Raw genomic sequence first — 16,538 nt, 5'->3', positions numbered from 1 at the left:
TGCCCTCATTTTCTGCGTTTCCGCTTGGGTGGGCATCCTCTCGACAATCAGATAATGGTACGTGTCAGTTTTCGTATATGTCGGTTTCGTCTTGAACTCAATATCGCCATTTTTCTTTGCAGTAGCCGTGTCAAGCAGAATGTGTTTTTCTCCGGATCCGGTTCAGTTGCGTTGGCACCATCTCTATCGTTCTTGAGATCCCAAAGTTCGAACTGAAACTCATACCCTTCCAATGAAGGCAGCCGCTTGCCTTCCGCATCGTAAAGGTACTTTTTCGCCTTAAACTCGGTAGTTGTTGGGTAAAGCGTCTTGCCGTTATATGGCCACATATGGCCTTGGGCAGAAGCTTCCATCGAAGCAACGAGCCAGCAACCGTTGTAGTCGCCGCTGGCGTTACCTTGAGCCTTCGGGGCGATAACATGGCCGAAGAACGGTGAATTCTGAGTTGTAGCTTTTCCAGCATCTGGAGCATTAAAGACAAGCGGAAGGCCTTTGGCCGCCTGTTTATCGCCACTGCCACTTGCATTTGGGAGCTCTACGACCTGCGGTTCCCCTGTCGCATCTTTGTAGCGTACCTGTTTTATTTGCGGGAGAGTTATTGAGCCCTCCCCGGTGACGGTAATCGTTGTCTCAGGAAGTTTTGAGGCATCACCGCCTTGGTAGATGGATCCGTCAACGCCGACTACACCTGATGCATCGATAATAATCTCATCAAAAGCACTTCCGCCAAGACTATTCATGACGGCAGCAGTGATTTTATACGATCTTCCAGCTTTAAGGATCAGCTTTTTACCATTTTGCCACGCATATACATCCTCAACACCTTCAGCAAAATCAAAGGACTCACCTCTGATGGTCATGCCCAAGTCAATAGCGTCATTCGCGATGTCTGCAGATTTTTGAATAGCCTTACTTTGCACATTGGTAAAGTCGAGATAGTCATCGGTGAACAGCACAGAACCATTCTTGTCACCATCGGGGAAGAGCTGGCCGACATTTACGCGACCGATGTTTTGTGTGCCCAGATACAAGTTAATAGCACTATTGTGTGGCTTCAAACCGGTCAAGCTTGACCCATCACCCTGAATGTATGTGTGACCTTTGTGCACATAGCCGCCCTCTTTCTCACGACCATCTTCTTCATACGTCGTGTCCACACCACCACCGATGTCGATGCTGCTCTTCAGATCACCACCAATCAGCACGGGTCCAACAGTATGCCCCAGCGCTGCGTCACCAACGGAAATGACGTTGTAGTGAGAGAAGAGGTAGCCGAGATTCAGCTGACCACCATCTTTTTCAAACGTGTTATCCGTTGTCGCTTCAGCTTTTGATGCCTTTTCCTTGTCTTTATCCGACTTGTCGACATCGGCATCGTCAGACTTCTCATCGCCGTCTTTACCCGATTCTTTGTCTGTATCGTTTTCGGCAGTATCGCTGGTGTCGGCGGCTTCGGCGTCATCGGCGTCATCGGCGTCATCGTCATCAACGTCGCTTTCGTCACCCGTGCCAGCGGAATCCACAGCGCTCCCATTAGCGCCGCCTGTGCCAGCGCCGCCTGTATTGGCAGAATCCCCAGAGTCAGAGCCACTGCCCGCACCATTGCCACCATCCGAGCCAGGAGCGGTGGTGGTCTCGCATTCGAGATCACCACCGTCTTCGGATTCGACGCACTCGTCGTTGTCGATTCCCGTGGCTTCATCTTGCCCAATCACACCCACTGCGGCCTCAGGGCTTGGTTCAACGCCCGAAGCCATCAGTGGGGACGCAATCCCCAGAGACGCGATCAGCGCGAGCGTGATGACGATACTCTCCACAGTCGTCAGAAAACGCTTCGCCGGCGCGCTCAGCTTGTCGATCTTGCCGCATCTCCATTTGCGCAGATCGAAGGTACCCTTGTTCGGTGCCACCGTTTCTCCTTATATCCGCTCTCCGACGAACGCGGCACTCCCCAAAGCCTGTCTTTGCGCACACAGTTGCCTGTCCGCGCACGCAAAGTCATCGGAGATATGTATTCACATTCTCCATATGAACGGAATTACTGGCAATAATACGAGATATTTACAGAAGATTTTCGCGCTTTCACATAATCCACACAAACTATTCCAGCTCGTGAATAATACGTCTCAGTAAGCAAAATGCGCTTTCTCGCACGCACATATATATAAATTTTTATTTATTTAACTATAAATTATTTATATTTACCCGCGCCTGCACACCAAAAATAAAAAGGCGTCTTGTTCACTTCGACAACCGAAGTGAACAAGACGCCTTGCGCGATATTGCGGCTCGAACTACAGCCGCACGCTCACCCTCACGCTCGCGACTCCTTCGCGAACCGCACGCTGAGGAAGAGTCCTGCGCACACGACCGCCACGCCCAGCGCGAGCAGATTGATGTTCGCGCCCGCACCGCCCGACATCGGCAGGCGGTAGACCGCGTATTCATTGGTCGCAGTGACTGTGACCACCGTGCCATACGCCACCTTCGCCCACTGATCTCGCGTGATCGCGGGAACTGTCACCTGCGTGGTTTTGCCGTTCACCGTCTGCTCGGCAGTTTTGTTCTTGCCGGTGTAGCCGTTGCTGCTCACCATCGATACGCCGGTGAATCCGATCGGCAGATTATCAACGAGCTCTTCTATCTCGAACACCGTCTCATACGGAATCTGTGTGAAGCGAGCGGTCTGCGCGGCGGTGATAGCGAACGTCACCGAACCGTCTTCCGCAACAATCGCAGATTTTGTTTCAACAACAGGCTCTTCGCCACCTTGCGCAGCGGTTGTCACCGTGTATGCGAGCTCGGTGCCCTGCTCATAGAGCGGCACGGAATTCGAGTTCCTCGCGAAGAATGTCACTTTGAACGTGAACTCAGCATCTGCCGGAGCGGTTCCGTTCAGCTCCTTCACTGCTTTGCGAATCTCGAATGGCACCGGCTTGTGATTATTGTTGAATATCTTCGCTTCCGCAGGGCACGACTCAGGCACAGTGCCGTCCTCACCCGCCGAGCACGCCGTCGACATCGCATACGTGACCGTGCTGACCTTGTATTTCTCGTTTTCTTTGGTCACTGCAACGTGCACATAGTGCTCGATCTTGGCGTTTGTGCCGTCTTCGAGCTGGTCGTACCACAAATATGGGTCGCCGCCCGTGCGCTCTGTGGCGATGTAGTAGTAGTCGCCCTCGTTCTCGTAGGTCAGCGCGTCACCGCACTTGCCCGCACTGAAGTCGACCGCGCTGCCCAGATTGCGCACTGTGCACACCGCCTCTTTGTCTTTGCCGTCATCGTCTTTCGCTTTAACGAGCTTGCCGTCGGCAGTTTTCTGCGCCGCGAACAAGTCGAACACGTAGCTCGTGTCATCGGCGTCGCCGAGCAGAGCGTGATCCACATATTTGGTGAAATGCAGATCTGTGTGCGCCTTGTTGTAGTTGCGGAAATTGATATGCGACTGATCGAAGATCGTCGACGTGGCAGACAAGTCGCCGTTCGAGTTCTCCGTGACGGTGACTGAGATGCTGTGTTCGAGCGAATCGTAAGTCATATCGGCGTCATCGCCGGGAATCTCCGTCACTATGTAGTCATAGCGGCCGGTGCGGGTGTATTCGATCGACGGGAACCAGATGTTGTGCTGCACGCCACCCTGTTCTTGAGATTTCAGCGCGCCGTTCTTCACCACGCAAGCGTCGACCTGCACGGTGACTTGCTTCGCGGCGTCACCTTCGCCCTCAGTCACCGGCTTGCCGTCGCTGCCGTAGAGCGGAACGGCGAGTTTTGTAGTACGCGCACAGTCGGCGGCCTTCGGCATTGGCGTGTCAACGGTGAAATCGTCTTTCGTGCCGACAGCTTTGGCTGGGCGAAGCGCGAACTCGAACGTCGTGTTATCCGCGGCGGAACTGAGTTTCTCGCTGTCCACATATTTGTCGAAACCGAACTGCGTGCTCGTCTTGAGTTCGCGGTTACGCACGTTGGTGAACAGTGGCGTCGAGGTAGTCGGCTTCTGTGCGTCCGCGTCGACGGCGTTGCCAGCGGAATCCTTGACTCTCGCATACGTGGTGCTGAGCACTTTGTATTCGGCCGTCGTGGTGTTGCCGGCATTAGTCTCCGTTTTCTGCACGCGCACCGTCACTTTGAACTCGCTATTGTCGCAGGTGACTTTGCCGACGTCGGTGCCGCAGCTCGCGCTGTCAATCTTCTCTTTGAGTGTGAACGAGAAGTCTTTTGTATTATCTTCGCCGGCGACGTCGGTGCCCTTGCTCCAGTTGCCGTCGTTGAACTCGAAGCTGAAGTCTACGTTGCCGTCTTTGTCGTTCTGCTTCTCCTCCGGCTTGCTCAGCGAGTCGCCGGTGAGCTGCAGCGTGAACGTGAAGTCGCCGCCGTTCAGTGTGCCATAGAGCAGTTGCTTATTGGCGTGGATGCCGGTGGAGTCTGGCACAGACGCCAGCAGACGGCCACTGTATGGCCACATGTGACCTTCGCCGTTGACTGCGATATTCTTCGCGATATACCTGCCGTTGAAGTTGCCGGACGTGCAGAACATGTTGATGTCTGCGTTCGGAGCGACCACGTGACCGTACTGCGTGCCCGAGCGCACGCCGTCCGGGTCGAAATCGATGGTGCCGGTGACATTCGGGAAGTTGAAGATGATCGGAATGCCGGGCGCTTGCTCGTCGGTGCCGATGCCTTGCACCATCTGCGCGTCCACATCGAATCTGTCGACGAAGATCACGCCTGGCAATCGAGCATCGGAGCTACCGCCCTCTCCAACGAAGTTGATGATCGTGTCGGGCATGTTCACGAGTTCGCTGTTCGGATCTTTCACAATGCGCACATTGAACGGGCGATTGTTCTTGCTGAGCAGCTCTCGGTATGCCTCGAAATTCGCATCGTCCTTGATCGTCACATGCGCGCCTGGCGCGATGACGATCTTCATATTCCCAATATTCGAGTCCACTTTCACTTTGGTCTCATCGGAAGAGCGCAGGCACAGCGTATTGCCGTTCTCATTGCATTGCTCAACCCTCACCTGCACTTGGCCGGCTTCATCGGCCATGGCCTGAGATTCTTCTTTGATCTCGTTCATCACCGAGTCGAAGTCGAGCCAATTGTCGTCGAACACGATTTTGCCATTGCCGAAGATCTCGTAGGAATCGGCGTCTTCCAAATATTTGAGCGCGAGGAACGGGTCGGTCTGGTTCGTCTCGCCGGCATAGAACGGCACCGTGTCTTTGTTGGAATAGGTGACGCCCGAGATGCCGCCGAGCTGGTCGGGCCAGCGTTCTTCGGTGGTTTCGACGAGTGGACCGTTGACGAACGACGGCACATTCCACACTCCGCCGTTGCCGAGAGGCAGATTCGTCTCGGAATAGTTCTTATATGTGGTGTTGGACGGCGCGCCTTCTGCGTTCGGGTCGACGAGGCAGTCTTGCACATCGGTCACGCCGTTCTTGCCTTCGCTCTCCAAGTGCTGCATGCAGCGTTGGAATGCGTCGAAGTCCTGGGCTTTGGCGCTGCTGGCGAACTGGCCGAAGCCGGTTGCGAAGCCACCGACCGCGACCGGGCCCACGATGTGGGTGCTGCGGAGGTCGCCCGGCGTGAACACGTTGTAGTTCGAGAGGATCATGCCGAGCGTCGAATATGTGTAGGCGTTGCCGTTTTCGTCGGTGTATTGGCTCTTCGGCGAATCGAGCAACCACTGGCGGAATGGCTTGTAAACGATGTTCGGGTGCTTGTCGCCGGAATCGGCGGCAGGCTGGGCATCGGCGTTGGCCTTTGCCTTGTTGCTCGAGCCGCTCGAGTTTGCGTCTGCCGAATTTGCGGCTTCCGCTGCATCAGCAGAATCGGCAACGTCTGCGGAATCTTGGGAATCGGCGGCGTCAGTGGCGTCGGACGCATTGGGTGCCGAACCAGGGGCATCCGATGCGGACGTCTCTCCATTGCCCGCATCGGTTCCCACGTCATTGCCTTCGAAGTCAGCCGCACTGTTGTTCTGGTCTGCGGAATCGCCGTCGCCAGCCGTAGGTGCGTCAGCAGTATTGCCTGTGTTTGCATCGCCTTGCGCGCTTTGCGTCGGTGAAGCGGTCGAGCCGATTTCTTCGGCTGAAGCACTCAGCGGGAACACGCCTAATGTCAGTGGCAGCGCAAGCGCCACGAGTGCACTCACTATGCCTTGCCGAATCTTCATGACTACTCCGTCCGTCGATCTTCCAGCTCTTCTCTCTTCACCGCAACTTGCAGTTCTCCACCCGAAGTCGACATCACGAGTAACACAACCACGTGTCACATTCAGCTGTAAGTTAAGCGGTTAAGCTCGATTCTACTCTTGTAGAGAAATTGTGAAAGCCAAAAGTAACATTTCTTGTGTTAGTTTTTCGTTCAACGAATCTGTGACTGCACGTAAATATCTTGTTAATTATCTGATATTTCACGGTTTCTGCACATCTTTGTGACCGTTTGCCATGAGTTCCTTGAGCGGAATCGACACTGCAATCTATCTCGCCATATGGACTCAATCAGCCCATTACTTGACCGTACAGATTTATTTTATGACCAATATATGAGTTATATATGAATCGCAATGCAGATATTTGCGACCTCTATATAGATCGGTCGCGAAATAACCTCTTTGTAACTCATATATTGGTCGGAAGTATGCAAAAGCCCCGCAAACCAGCTATTCAGCGGTTTGCGGGGCTCAGCCGGCCTCAGAACTCGCGCGAGTCTGCGGCTAGAAGATAGTTTGTTTGCCGGATCAGACGATCTTCGGCATTGGCGTGGTCAGTGAGGTCGTGAGATTCACATGCACCAAGCCAGCGCCAGCGTGCACTTCAACTTTCTTAAGCGTTACAGTGCGCTCGTCGGCGGGAGCGGAATCGTTGTCGGTCATCGTCGCCGGAGACTTCACAGCCACCAGTGCGAGATCATCGAACGCGATGCCGGCGTCGCTCGCCAAGCGCTGTGCGGAAGCCAGCGATTCGTCGAAGCCGTCTTTCTTCACCACGCGATCAGCAGGAACGCCGTATGCGTTCTCGCACACCCACTCAATCTTCTCGCGCAGCGACTTGCCCTTCAAGCTCACCGCCTGCTCAGGCACGCCCTCAGCATTCACGGCATCGGCGAACGCGTCGAGTTGCGGCACCAGTGCGTCACCGCCGTCGCGGAACAGGTTGCCGACGATCGGCTCGCGGAAGCCGAGCTCGGCGGCAGTCTCGCGCAGTGCGGGAACGAGTTCGTCTTCGCCGTCCCACAGATTGATCAGCGGGAACGTTGGAATGCCAAGCCCTTCCAAGCGTTCCACGTGAACGGGTAGCGCCACTGCAGAGCCGGATCGTCACGCCAGGTGGTCGCGCGCGTCACCACGACGGCGGCGCTCGGCCACTGTGCGCCATACTCGCGGCAAGCGATGTCGAGCCACTTCTGCGCGCCTGCGTCAGCGCCATAGCCAGCCTCGACGATCACCACGTCGTGCAGCGCGCATGCCATCTCAACGGAGACGAGCGTCGGAATGCCGATCGACACGTTGGCGAACGGACCTCCGTGCACATACACCGGCGAGCCGTTCACCGTCTCGGTCTTCGCAGGTTTCACCGCATCAGCCAGAATGTTCGTGATGCGCCACAAGTCAATGAACTCGCCGAACGTGACCGGCTTGCCGTCTTTCGTGCCGGCGATCATCTTCGCCACGCGATCGGCGATCTCGTCCATCGAGCGGGAGAGCACGACGATCTGCATGAGTTCGCAGGTCGGCGTCAGCACCACGCGCTCAGGCACGTTGCCCTTGCCGCGGTCAACGGTCACTGCGCGCAGCGAGCGCGACGGCACTTCGGAAACGCGTGGAACGAGCACGGTGTCGAGCAAGCCATCGTCGATCGCCTTCTCTGCAAACGAGACGAGCAGGTTCTGGGCGGCCTCGATCGAGCCCATTTCGCCGCACAGACCCCAGTCGATGAGCTCGGGATGCGTGAGTGAAGCCTTGCCACCACCGGACGCGCCACCCTTCGAGCCAGCCGCGGTGATGCCCATGCTCGGCTGACGAAGCACGGCGGCAGCGTCGATGCCACGTGCGTTAAGCGCGTCGATGAGCGCGATCGTCGTCGTCGTTTTGCCCTCGCCACGTGATGCCTTGAGCGGCGTATCTGCAGTGACCAGCACGACCTTGCCGTGTTTGCGAGGTGCGTCGGGGTTGTTCTTGAGATAATCCAGATATCCGAATGCGTCGATCTTGTCTACCAATCCGTATGGTTTGGTGAAATTCTCGATTGCGCTCACTCCACGTCCTTTCCGCGACTATGTTGCTCTCTCAACATATCAGCATCTCAACATGCGAATGTAAATCGTGTCATTGTGCGAACAGTTCAGCGCCCCTATGCACACTGTAAGCTGCTCTCCAGAAACCTTGTATTTTCAAGTGTTTGAGACTCATAATGTACGATTTACATAAACTCTACTGTATGATTTACATAACTTGTATTGTACGAATTACATAGATCGTACTTACTGATTTACATAAGTTCTACTGTACGATTTGCATAACCTGTACTTACTGATTTGCATAGGTCGTATTGCATGATTTGCATAGAATCGCATAGTTTCACCTGCTACGGGGCATAGCAAAAGGGCTTGCCAAGTCTGGCAAGCCCTTCGCATACTGACCGTGCTAAATAGTTCTGCGTGCCGCCGAGCGCACGCTCACGGCGGCACGCAGCACAACTAATCAGTCAATCAAATAATCAGTTGATCGCTCAGTTATCGGAACGATTGAAACCGTTCTTCATGTGCATGCTCGCGGTGTAGAGCACCGAGTCGAGCAGGCGGTCGGTAGCGGACTTCAGCGTCGTAGCCATGCGCTCGTTCGCGTTGCCGAGAATCTCGCGCGCAGCTTCATTACGAACGGTGGCGATGATTTCCTCCGGTTCCATCGGCTGCACATCGGTGGAGGTCTCGCCTAGCATGTCGTCATCCGACTCGGGAACTTCCATCGTACCGACGAGTTCGTCGATCTGCGCGTCGGTCTGTGCGACGAGCTGGTTCGCAAACGATCCCATGCGCTGCTGGTAGCGCTCCACATCGTTGGCGGTGAGCGCGAACTGCGCGTCGCACATCACGGCGATGATGCGGTTCTCCCAATACAGATTCTCGGTGGTCACGCGCGTGGTCGTGTCACGCAGATATGCCGGGGTGTCGTTGACGTTCGGGAAGAACGGCACGAGCGCGTTGAATGGATTCGAACCGAACGAGAGCCACTGCACCGCGCGGTCTACCTGCGGGCGGTACGGGCGGATCTGCATGACCGCCAGATGGTTCTGACGGTTGATGCCGATCGGGCGGAACAGGTGACGCGTCTCGTCGGTGCCGAGCGTGCCGTACGGATCATACGGCGTGCCTTGATAATGAGAGCTCAGCACATACTTGACGTCTTCGATCGTGATCTTGCGATCTGCCTGGCGAGCCCACGGAATATCGTCACTCGTCGGCTTGTGGTCGGCGTCAGGGCCATCCCACACTTCGTCGAGCGGGTTGAAGAAGCGCTGCATGAACCAAGCGCGCGGGGTGTTATACACATGGTCGGCGTCGCTGTGCGAGCCGAACGCGTCGCGCGGGTCGAATGCGCTGATGTCTTCGACCGCCAAGTCCAGGTGATTGTTCTCGATGAACTCCATCAAATCGGCGGAGCACATGCAGTCATTCTGCTCGCCGAGCGCGTCTTCGAGATCGAACTCGTCGATGCCGAGCTGGTTCGGCATCGTCACATAGGAGTCGTCTGGCACGCGGCGGGCGATCCAGTGGTGGCCGCCAACGGTTTCCAGCCACCAGATCTCGTCGACGTCGGAGAACGCGACGCCGTTCATCTCATAAGTGCCGTATTCCTCGAGCAGTGCACCCAAACGCTCCACGCCTTCGCGTGCAGTGCGAATGTATGGCAGCACGAGTGTGACGAAATCCTCTTCGCCAATGCCGCCTGCGCGGGCGGGCACATAGTCGGCGTCGCCCTCCTTGCCAACCGCCGGAACGTATTCGACAAACGGATCCGCGCCGAGCACACGCTCGTTCGTCGTGAGCGTTTCGGTGGCGCTCATCGCCACGTTCGCTTCGTTGACGCCGGCTTCCGCCCACTGGCCCTGCTTCAGGTCCGCGTTCGGCACGGCGGAATATTGCAGTGGATTGTCCGGCAGCTCAACAGTCACATGAGAGATGACGCTCGTGTATGTGCGCGGCTGGTCTTCAGGGTGAACGATGACGAAACGCTTGGGATCGAACTCGCCGTTCGCGCTGTCTTCGTTACGCGCGATGATCGTCGACCCGTCATAGCTGGCGTCTTTACCCACCAGAATCGTAGTGCAGCTCATAGTACTCCTCAATATCAAATGTCAGCATTACGTGCGCTCTGCGCCGCAACCGTCTCCTGCAGGTGCGGCCAAATATGTGGCGCGCGATTATGCATACCGTTGCATACTGTAGAACATCGGCTGCGCACGCGTTCGCTTTGAGCCATGATGTGGTTATCGGCGGCGCCCGGTTTCGCCCCGCTGAGAACCCGCTGAGAATGGAGATGACTCTTTGCTTGCGCTTCGGGTACCGGTGCGGTGGTACTTCGCTTACAAGGAGACATTATGCGGTCATCCGGCAAGTACAATCGGCAAAAAACGTTGAAAACCGCCACTCATATGCGTGTATATGCTCAGTAATGTCTCCTCGTAAGAGAAATACGTCCGCGCCGACATTCGGGCCACGCAATCAGCTTTTCCTGAGATGCCGCTGCAAACAGCGGCGAGCGCCAGTGAACGTTCACTGGCGCTCGCATCAATCCGGGAGCTGGTATGCGACGAACCGTCAGGCTTTGCCGATGACTGTCATGCCGCCGCCGTCACACACACTATGCGAGCGTTCGAGCGAGTGCAGCATCTCGTTGAGCCAGAAGCCTTGCTCCAAACCGTCGAGCGGCTCGGCAGTACCCCACACTTGCAGCACGTACTGGTGATCTTTGTCTGGCGGCTGAGGCCCGTTGTAGCGGGAGATCAGCGCGGGATTCGTGCTGCGCCCCACGAACTTCGACGCCGACGAGTTGCGCCCTTGCAGAGCCTCGGGAATCATCGCAGGCAGCGAGCGCGAGAAATCCGCGGGAATCGAGAGCGCGTGCGAGTCGCTCGGGTCGAACATGATCGCGTCGACCGGCAGATTGGCGACCGTCCAGTGAATCCACTCGAATCCGCACACCGGAATCGAGTCGGGATCGCTGAACTCCCAGTGCAGGTATTTCGCCTGCGGATTGAGACGGTCGATGTAGAACGGGAATGAAATGCAGGGAATGCCTTCGACGCGCGCGTCTTCCGGCGCGTTCTTTGCATACTGCTCGGGAACTGTGGTGAAATCTGCGGAAACTAACATGCTTCCAGTATCTCTCAGTTCGCCGCGCAAGTGCGCCATGTTCTCACGTAACTTACGCGGAGGCGGGCAGCAGCGCGCAGAACAACGCTTCTACGTCGAGCAGAGCGTTGCCGTTGCCTGCGATGCGGCGGCGCGCTTCAGCCACGGCGTCGAGACGCGCCACGGTTTGCTCGCGCGTGAGCGCAGTAGAGAGTTCGGCTATTTCGTTGCGGTTCTCGAGATTGATGAGACCCACCGATTCCTCCGCGTCGTTCTGGAACACGGCGACGTCGCGGTAAATACTCGAAATCGTAGTGAACGCGCGCTCGAGCACGTCGCGGGTCAGTCGCGTGGCCTGCCGCTTGATATCGTCTTTCTTACCCAGCGCCACATATGCGCGGCGCAGTTCGGAGGGCATCGGCTCGTCTGCCGACAGTCCGTTGAGCGTGCGGAACTCCTGCTGCCGCTCGTCCGCGGCGCGTTCCGCGCGATCCTGTGCTTGGGATTGCGCGCTGCCGTAGAGTTGCCCGGCGAAAATGACCGCTTGCGAAGCGCGTCGCATCGTCACGATATTCGCGACGAGCCGGTCCCTGTCTTTGAGCACCGACGGATATTGCGCATAGAGTCGAGCGACGTTGAGATCTCCCTCGCACAGGCGGGCGATGCGCGCGGCAACCTCATGAGTCACCGGACGCGGCGCTGTGGCAGGCGCAGCAGAAGCAGACTGCGCAGTCTTCTCAGCGGTGTTGTTGCCGTTCTTACTCTGCCGCGCGGAGCTTTTGCGCGCGCCGGTTTTGCGCGCTGCGGCACTGCTGCGAGTATCCGCAGTCTCCTCCACCGTCACGTGTTCTTCGAGATATTGCGCGATCTGCTCGGGTTGCGGCACACCGAGCGTGACGAGTCGCGTGCGCGAGCGAATGGTCGGCAGAACATCTTGCGCGCTCGGAGCACACAGCAGCCAGATCGTGTGCGGCGACGGCTCTTCGATCTCTTTGAGCAGCACGTTCGTCGTGCGCTCAAGCATACGCTCGGTGTTCTCGATGATGATGATTCGCCATGGCGCGGTGCTCGGCATCTGCTCAGATAATGTGACGAGTTCGCGCACTTCGTCGATGCCGATCGTCACCTTGTCGGTGCGCAAAGTGACTACGTCGGGAAAACGGCCGGCAAGAATCTGCGCGCTCGTTTTCGTAGGGGTGTCAGAGAGTCCATGATCCGGGCTTTCGAGCGCGGCGGCGAACGCGCGCGCGACCTGCGTGGTGCCCGACCCGGCAGGCCCGCAGATAAGCCACGACTGCGCGATTCCTCGCGCGTCGCCTGTGCTCACGGCTGTGAGCTGGTCAACGACTTGCTGCTGACCTACGATCGAATCCCACACACTCATAGCGCTTCACTCAACCAGATTCGCGCTGTCTGCGCAAATCAACTCGCCGATGGCGTCGGCTGTTTGCGTTGCATCGATCACGAGAAAACGCTCTGGATCCGCTTCTGCCAGCTGAAGAAACGCGCGACGCGTGCGCTGCTGGAAATTTTCTCCGGCAGATTCCATGCGATCTTCTTCGTGTGTGAGTCGCGCGTGCGAGACGCGCGGATCGATGTCAAGCAGATATGTGCGGCGCGGTAGCAGCGAGTTCGTGGCCCACATGCTCAAATGTTTCACGTCGTCGGCGGTCAGTTCGCGACCGCCGGATTGATACGCGAGCGACGAGTCGAGATAGCGGTCGGTTATGACGATTGCGCCGCGTTCCAATGCCGGGCGAATGATCTGCTCGACGTGCTGCGCGCGATCCGCCGCGAACAGCAGCGCTTCGGCGCGCGGAGTGATCGTCTCGTTCGGGTCTGCGAGCAGAAGTTCGCGGATTCGCTTGCCCAGCGAAGTGCCGCCCGGCTCGCGCGTCACGACAACTTCGCGCCCGCGCTCTTGCCAAAACTGAGCGAGGCGCTCCACTTGCGTGGTTTTGCCGGCGCCGTCGACTCCTTCGAATGAGATGAACACTCCGTCGCTCATAGTTCCTCGTTCAGTTGCATGTATTCGCAGATATATGCTGCGTTATCTGGCTACCTGCGCGCTGGCTATTTTCTTTCGACCAATATATATCGGTCGAAAGTGGTTAGCGCGCTGGCGTGACCGGCGGGCGCGTGTAGCCGTCGTGCGCGGTCATATATTCAATATCTGCCTTCACAGTGGCCGCGGAAGAGCCGATCTCCTTCGCGATGCGCGAGTTTGCCCAGCCTTTGTCGGCGAGTTCGCGCACCTGCTTACGGCGCTTATCGCGCGCCGCATCAGTGCTTGACTTCTTCGCGCTCGTCTTGCGCGCAGTGCTCTTCGCACTCTTCGCCGAAGACTTACGACCGCGACGCTTGGACGGCCCTGCCGCGCGCTTCTCAGCGAGCAGACGGAACGCATCTTCGGCAGAGATGGTCTTCGGATCATACTGCTTCGGCAGCGAACGATTCGTTTCGCCGTCGGTTATGTATGCGCCGTAGAAGCCCTCTTTGATCGTCACTTCGCGCTTCGAAGTCGGGTCTGCACCGAGTGTGCGCAGCGGCGGCTTCGCAGAACGCCCGCGACCATACTTCGGCTGTGCGAACAATGCCTGTGCGCCAGCCTCGTCGATCGTGAAAATAGCGTCTTCGTTGGGCAGCGAGCGGGTTTCACTGCCGCCGCCGACACGGGTCTTCGTCAAATACGGGCCATAGCGCCCATTGCTGGCGCTCACGGTCACGTCGGCGGTTTCGCCGGTCTTCGGATCCACTTCGCTGTATGTGCACACGGTGCGCGGCAAGCTCAGCAAACGCAGCGCGTCATCGAGCGTCAACGTGTCTGGACTCATCGACTTGAACAGCGACGCCATCTTCGGGCGCGGTTCAGCGCCCTTCTTCGCCTTGCTCTTCGCGTCGGCAGTCTCGTGATCAGCGGATTCGGGAGTCACCAGCGCCACGTACGGGCCGAAGCGACCGTTGCGCAGCTCCACAGTGCCGCCGGTCGCGGGGTCGGTGCCGAGCACTCGCGGGCCATCGGCGTTGGCTTCGATGAGCTCGCGTGCTTTGGCAACGGTCAGCTCGTCGGGTGCCACCGTGTCGGGAATCGACGCATGCTTCGGGTTGCCTTCGGCGTCGAGGTTCTTCGTGTCTTCCAAATACGGGCCATAGCGTCCGACGCGCACGTGAATGCCGTCGCCAATCGGAATCGTGTTGATCTCGCGGGCATCGATTTCACCGAGCTGCGCGACTTGGCGTTGCAATCCTTCGTGAGCTTCGTCAGCGGAATGCGCAGCACCTTCGCCGGAGCCGAAGTAGAAGCGGGTGAGCCAGTCGCGGCCGGTTTCCTGGCCGTGAGCGATCTGGTCGAGTCCGTTCTCCATGTCGGCGGTGAACTGGTAATCCACATATTTCGGGAACTTCGTCTCGAGCAGTTTCGTCACTGCGAACGCCAGCCAGCTGGGGATCAGCGCACGACCGCGCTCATACACATAGCCGCGGTCAATAATCGTCGAAATAATGCTCGCGTAGGTCGACGGGCGGCCGATCTCCTTGGCCTCCAGCGTCTTCACGAGCGAAGCCTCGGTGTAGCGAGCCGGCGGCTGCGTCTCGTGGCCGTCTGCCTCAACGGATTTCGCCGGCAGCTCCTGCCCCTCGGTCAGCGGCGGCAGCGAAGCAGAGTTCGCGTTCGCGGAATCGTCGCCTTTTTGTGTGCCGCGGCAGCACGGTCACCGGAAACGCGCATGAAACCGGGGAATTCAATAACCGTGCCGGAAGACTGGAATGTGGCCTCACCGAAGTTGCCGGCCTGCGCGGTGAAGCGCGCGGTGGCGGTGGAACCAGTGGCGTCCGCCATCTGCGAGGCGAGCGTGCGCTGCCAGATGAGCGTGTAGAGCCTGAGCTGATCCGGCGGCAGCGTTGCCAGCTGCGACGGGTCGCGGAAGTGCGAGCCAGCCGGTCGAATGCACTCGTGGGCTTCCTGCGCGCCAGCCGTGCGCGTCGCGTATTGCTTCGGTTTTTCCGATAAGTATTCTTTGCCGAAATGCTGCGCAACGGCATCGCGCGCAGCCGCGATAGCCTCTTGGCTCAGCGTCACCGAATCGGTACGCATGTAGGTGATATAGCCGTTTTCGTAAAGGCTCTGCGCAGCGCGCATCGTCTGGCGTGACGACATGCCCAGCCTATTGCCAGCCGCCTGCTGCAACGTCGAGGTGGTGAACGGCGGCTGTGGGCGACGGCGATACGGCTTCTTCTCCACCGAAGCCACGCGGAAGCGAGCGTCGCGCAACGCGTCGGCGAGCGCGTTCGCCTCCTGCTCGCCCAGTTGCTGAACGTCATCGCGCTTCGCGGCGGCGGTCAACGTGCCATCGTCGCTGAAATCCTTCGAGCCAGCCAAGCGACGGCCGGCGAGCGCCACCATGCGCGAATCGAAATCTTCCATGTCGCCGAGCGCGTTCTGTGCGGTCAGCGTGGCGAGCACGTCCCAGTACGGGGCGCGTACGAACGCCATGCGTTCACGTTCGCGCTCAACGATCAAGCGCGTGGCGACCGACTGCACGCGGCCTGCGGAAAGTCCCGGGCCCACCTTGCGCCACAGCACAGGCGAGAGCTCATAGCCATACAAGCGGTCGAGCACGCGGCGGGTCTCCTGCGCGTCAACCATGTGGTCGTCGACTTGGCGAGTGTGGTTCAGCGAATCCTTGATCGCTTCCGGTGTGATCTCGTGGAACACCATGCGTTTCACGGGCACTTTCGGCTTGAGCGTCTGCACAAGGTGCCAGGCGATGGCCTCTCCTTCGCGATCCTCATCAGTTGCGAGGTAGAGTTCGTCGGCTTTTTCAGTGCCGCGCGCAGTTCAGATACCGTCTTCTTCTTTTCGGAGTCCACGATGTAGTAGGGCTTGAATCCGTCGTCAACGTCAACGCCGAATTTGCCGTATTTCGCTTTATCGGCAGCCGGGATCTGGCTCGGCTGGGCGAGGTCGCGAATATGACCGACCGACGCCAAAACGGTGTAGCCGTCTCCGAGATACCCGCCGATCTTCTTTGCTTTGGCGGGAGACTCCACTATGACGAGCTTGCTGCCGGTAGCCATTTGTTCTCCTTACATCTTTGCTGACGAGACCACATAGTACTCACGTCACTCACGCTTGCCGCACATCTGCGAGTCTCCTCTGTACGTTTACTATACGTGTA

The 16,538-nt window shown here is 57.9% G+C and carries 6 protein-coding genes and 2 pseudogenes; all 8 read right to left on the bottom strand.

Going from position 1 to position 16,538, the window contains the following annotated elements; genetic code table 11:
- Positions 1 to 47 precede the first annotated feature (47 nt).
- Complete coding sequence (locus GSD1FS_RS03860; protein ID WP_155588446.1) at positions 48 to 1,910, bottom strand: hypothetical protein; 1,863 nt, start codon at positions 1,908 to 1,910, stop codon at positions 48 to 50.
- 404 nt (positions 1,911 to 2,314) lie between these two features.
- Complete coding sequence (locus GSD1FS_RS03855; protein ID WP_155588445.1) at positions 2,315 to 6,181, bottom strand: Spy0128 family protein; 3,867 nt, start codon at positions 6,179 to 6,181, stop codon at positions 2,315 to 2,317.
- Positions 6,182 to 6,748: 567 nt separating this feature from the next.
- Positions 6,749 to 8,265: pseudogene (locus tag GSD1FS_RS03850) on the bottom strand (formate--tetrahydrofolate ligase).
- Between the two features lie 473 nt (positions 8,266 to 8,738).
- Positions 8,739 to 10,343, bottom strand: a complete 1,605-nt coding sequence (locus tag GSD1FS_RS03845; protein ID WP_155588444.1) for a C69 family dipeptidase — start codon at positions 10,341 to 10,343, stop codon at positions 8,739 to 8,741.
- A 484-nt stretch (positions 10,344 to 10,827) separates the two neighbouring features.
- Positions 10,828 to 11,382 carry a YbhB/YbcL family Raf kinase inhibitor-like protein gene (locus GSD1FS_RS03840; RefSeq protein ID WP_155588443.1) on the bottom strand — a complete coding sequence of 185 codons (555 nt, stop codon included), beginning with the start codon at positions 11,380 to 11,382 and terminating at the stop codon, positions 10,828 to 10,830.
- Positions 11,383 to 11,434: 52 nt separating this feature from the next.
- Positions 11,435 to 12,745: a DNA polymerase III subunit delta' gene (locus GSD1FS_RS03835; protein WP_155588442.1), complete on the bottom strand. Its 1,311-nt coding sequence runs from the start codon at positions 12,743 to 12,745 to the stop codon at positions 11,435 to 11,437.
- Positions 12,746 to 12,751: 6 nt separating this feature from the next.
- Positions 12,752 to 13,369 carry a dTMP kinase gene (gene tmk / locus GSD1FS_RS03830; protein WP_155588441.1) on the bottom strand — a complete coding sequence of 206 codons (618 nt, stop codon included), beginning with the start codon at positions 13,367 to 13,369 and terminating at the stop codon, positions 12,752 to 12,754.
- Positions 13,370 to 13,472: 103 nt separating this feature from the next.
- A pseudogene (topA, locus tag GSD1FS_RS03825) lies at positions 13,473 to 16,437 on the bottom strand (type I DNA topoisomerase).
- Between the last annotated feature and the right edge of the window lie 101 nt (positions 16,438 to 16,538).

It is taken from the genome of Bifidobacterium canis, from assembly GCF_009727065.1.
In the GTDB taxonomy this organism is placed as follows: Bacteria; Actinomycetota; Actinomycetes; order Actinomycetales; family Bifidobacteriaceae; genus Bifidobacterium; species Bifidobacterium canis.
The sequence above is the reverse complement of the archived record's forward strand: the minus strand, read 5'-3'. Positions and strand labels throughout refer to the sequence as shown.

What these genes read in the sequence shown, in the direction of transcription:
- GSD1FS_RS03855 (WP_155588445.1), bottom strand. Translation starts at nt 6,181, where the DNA reads ATGAAGATTCGGCAAGGCATAGTGAGTGCACTCGTGGCGCTTGCGCTG.
- GSD1FS_RS03845 (WP_155588444.1), bottom strand. Translation starts at nt 10,343, where the DNA reads ATGAGCTGCACTACGATTCTGGTGGGTAAAGACGCCAGCTATGACGGG.
- GSD1FS_RS03840 (WP_155588443.1), bottom strand. Translation starts at nt 11,382, where the DNA reads ATGTTAGTTTCCGCAGATTTCACCACAGTTCCCGAGCAGTATGCAAAG.
- GSD1FS_RS03835 (WP_155588442.1), bottom strand. Translation starts at nt 12,745, where the DNA reads ATGAGTGTGTGGGATTCGATCGTAGGTCAGCAGCAAGTCGTTGACCAG.
- tmk (WP_155588441.1), bottom strand. Translation starts at nt 13,369, where the DNA reads ATGAGCGACGGAGTGTTCATCTCATTCGAAGGAGTCGACGGCGCCGGC.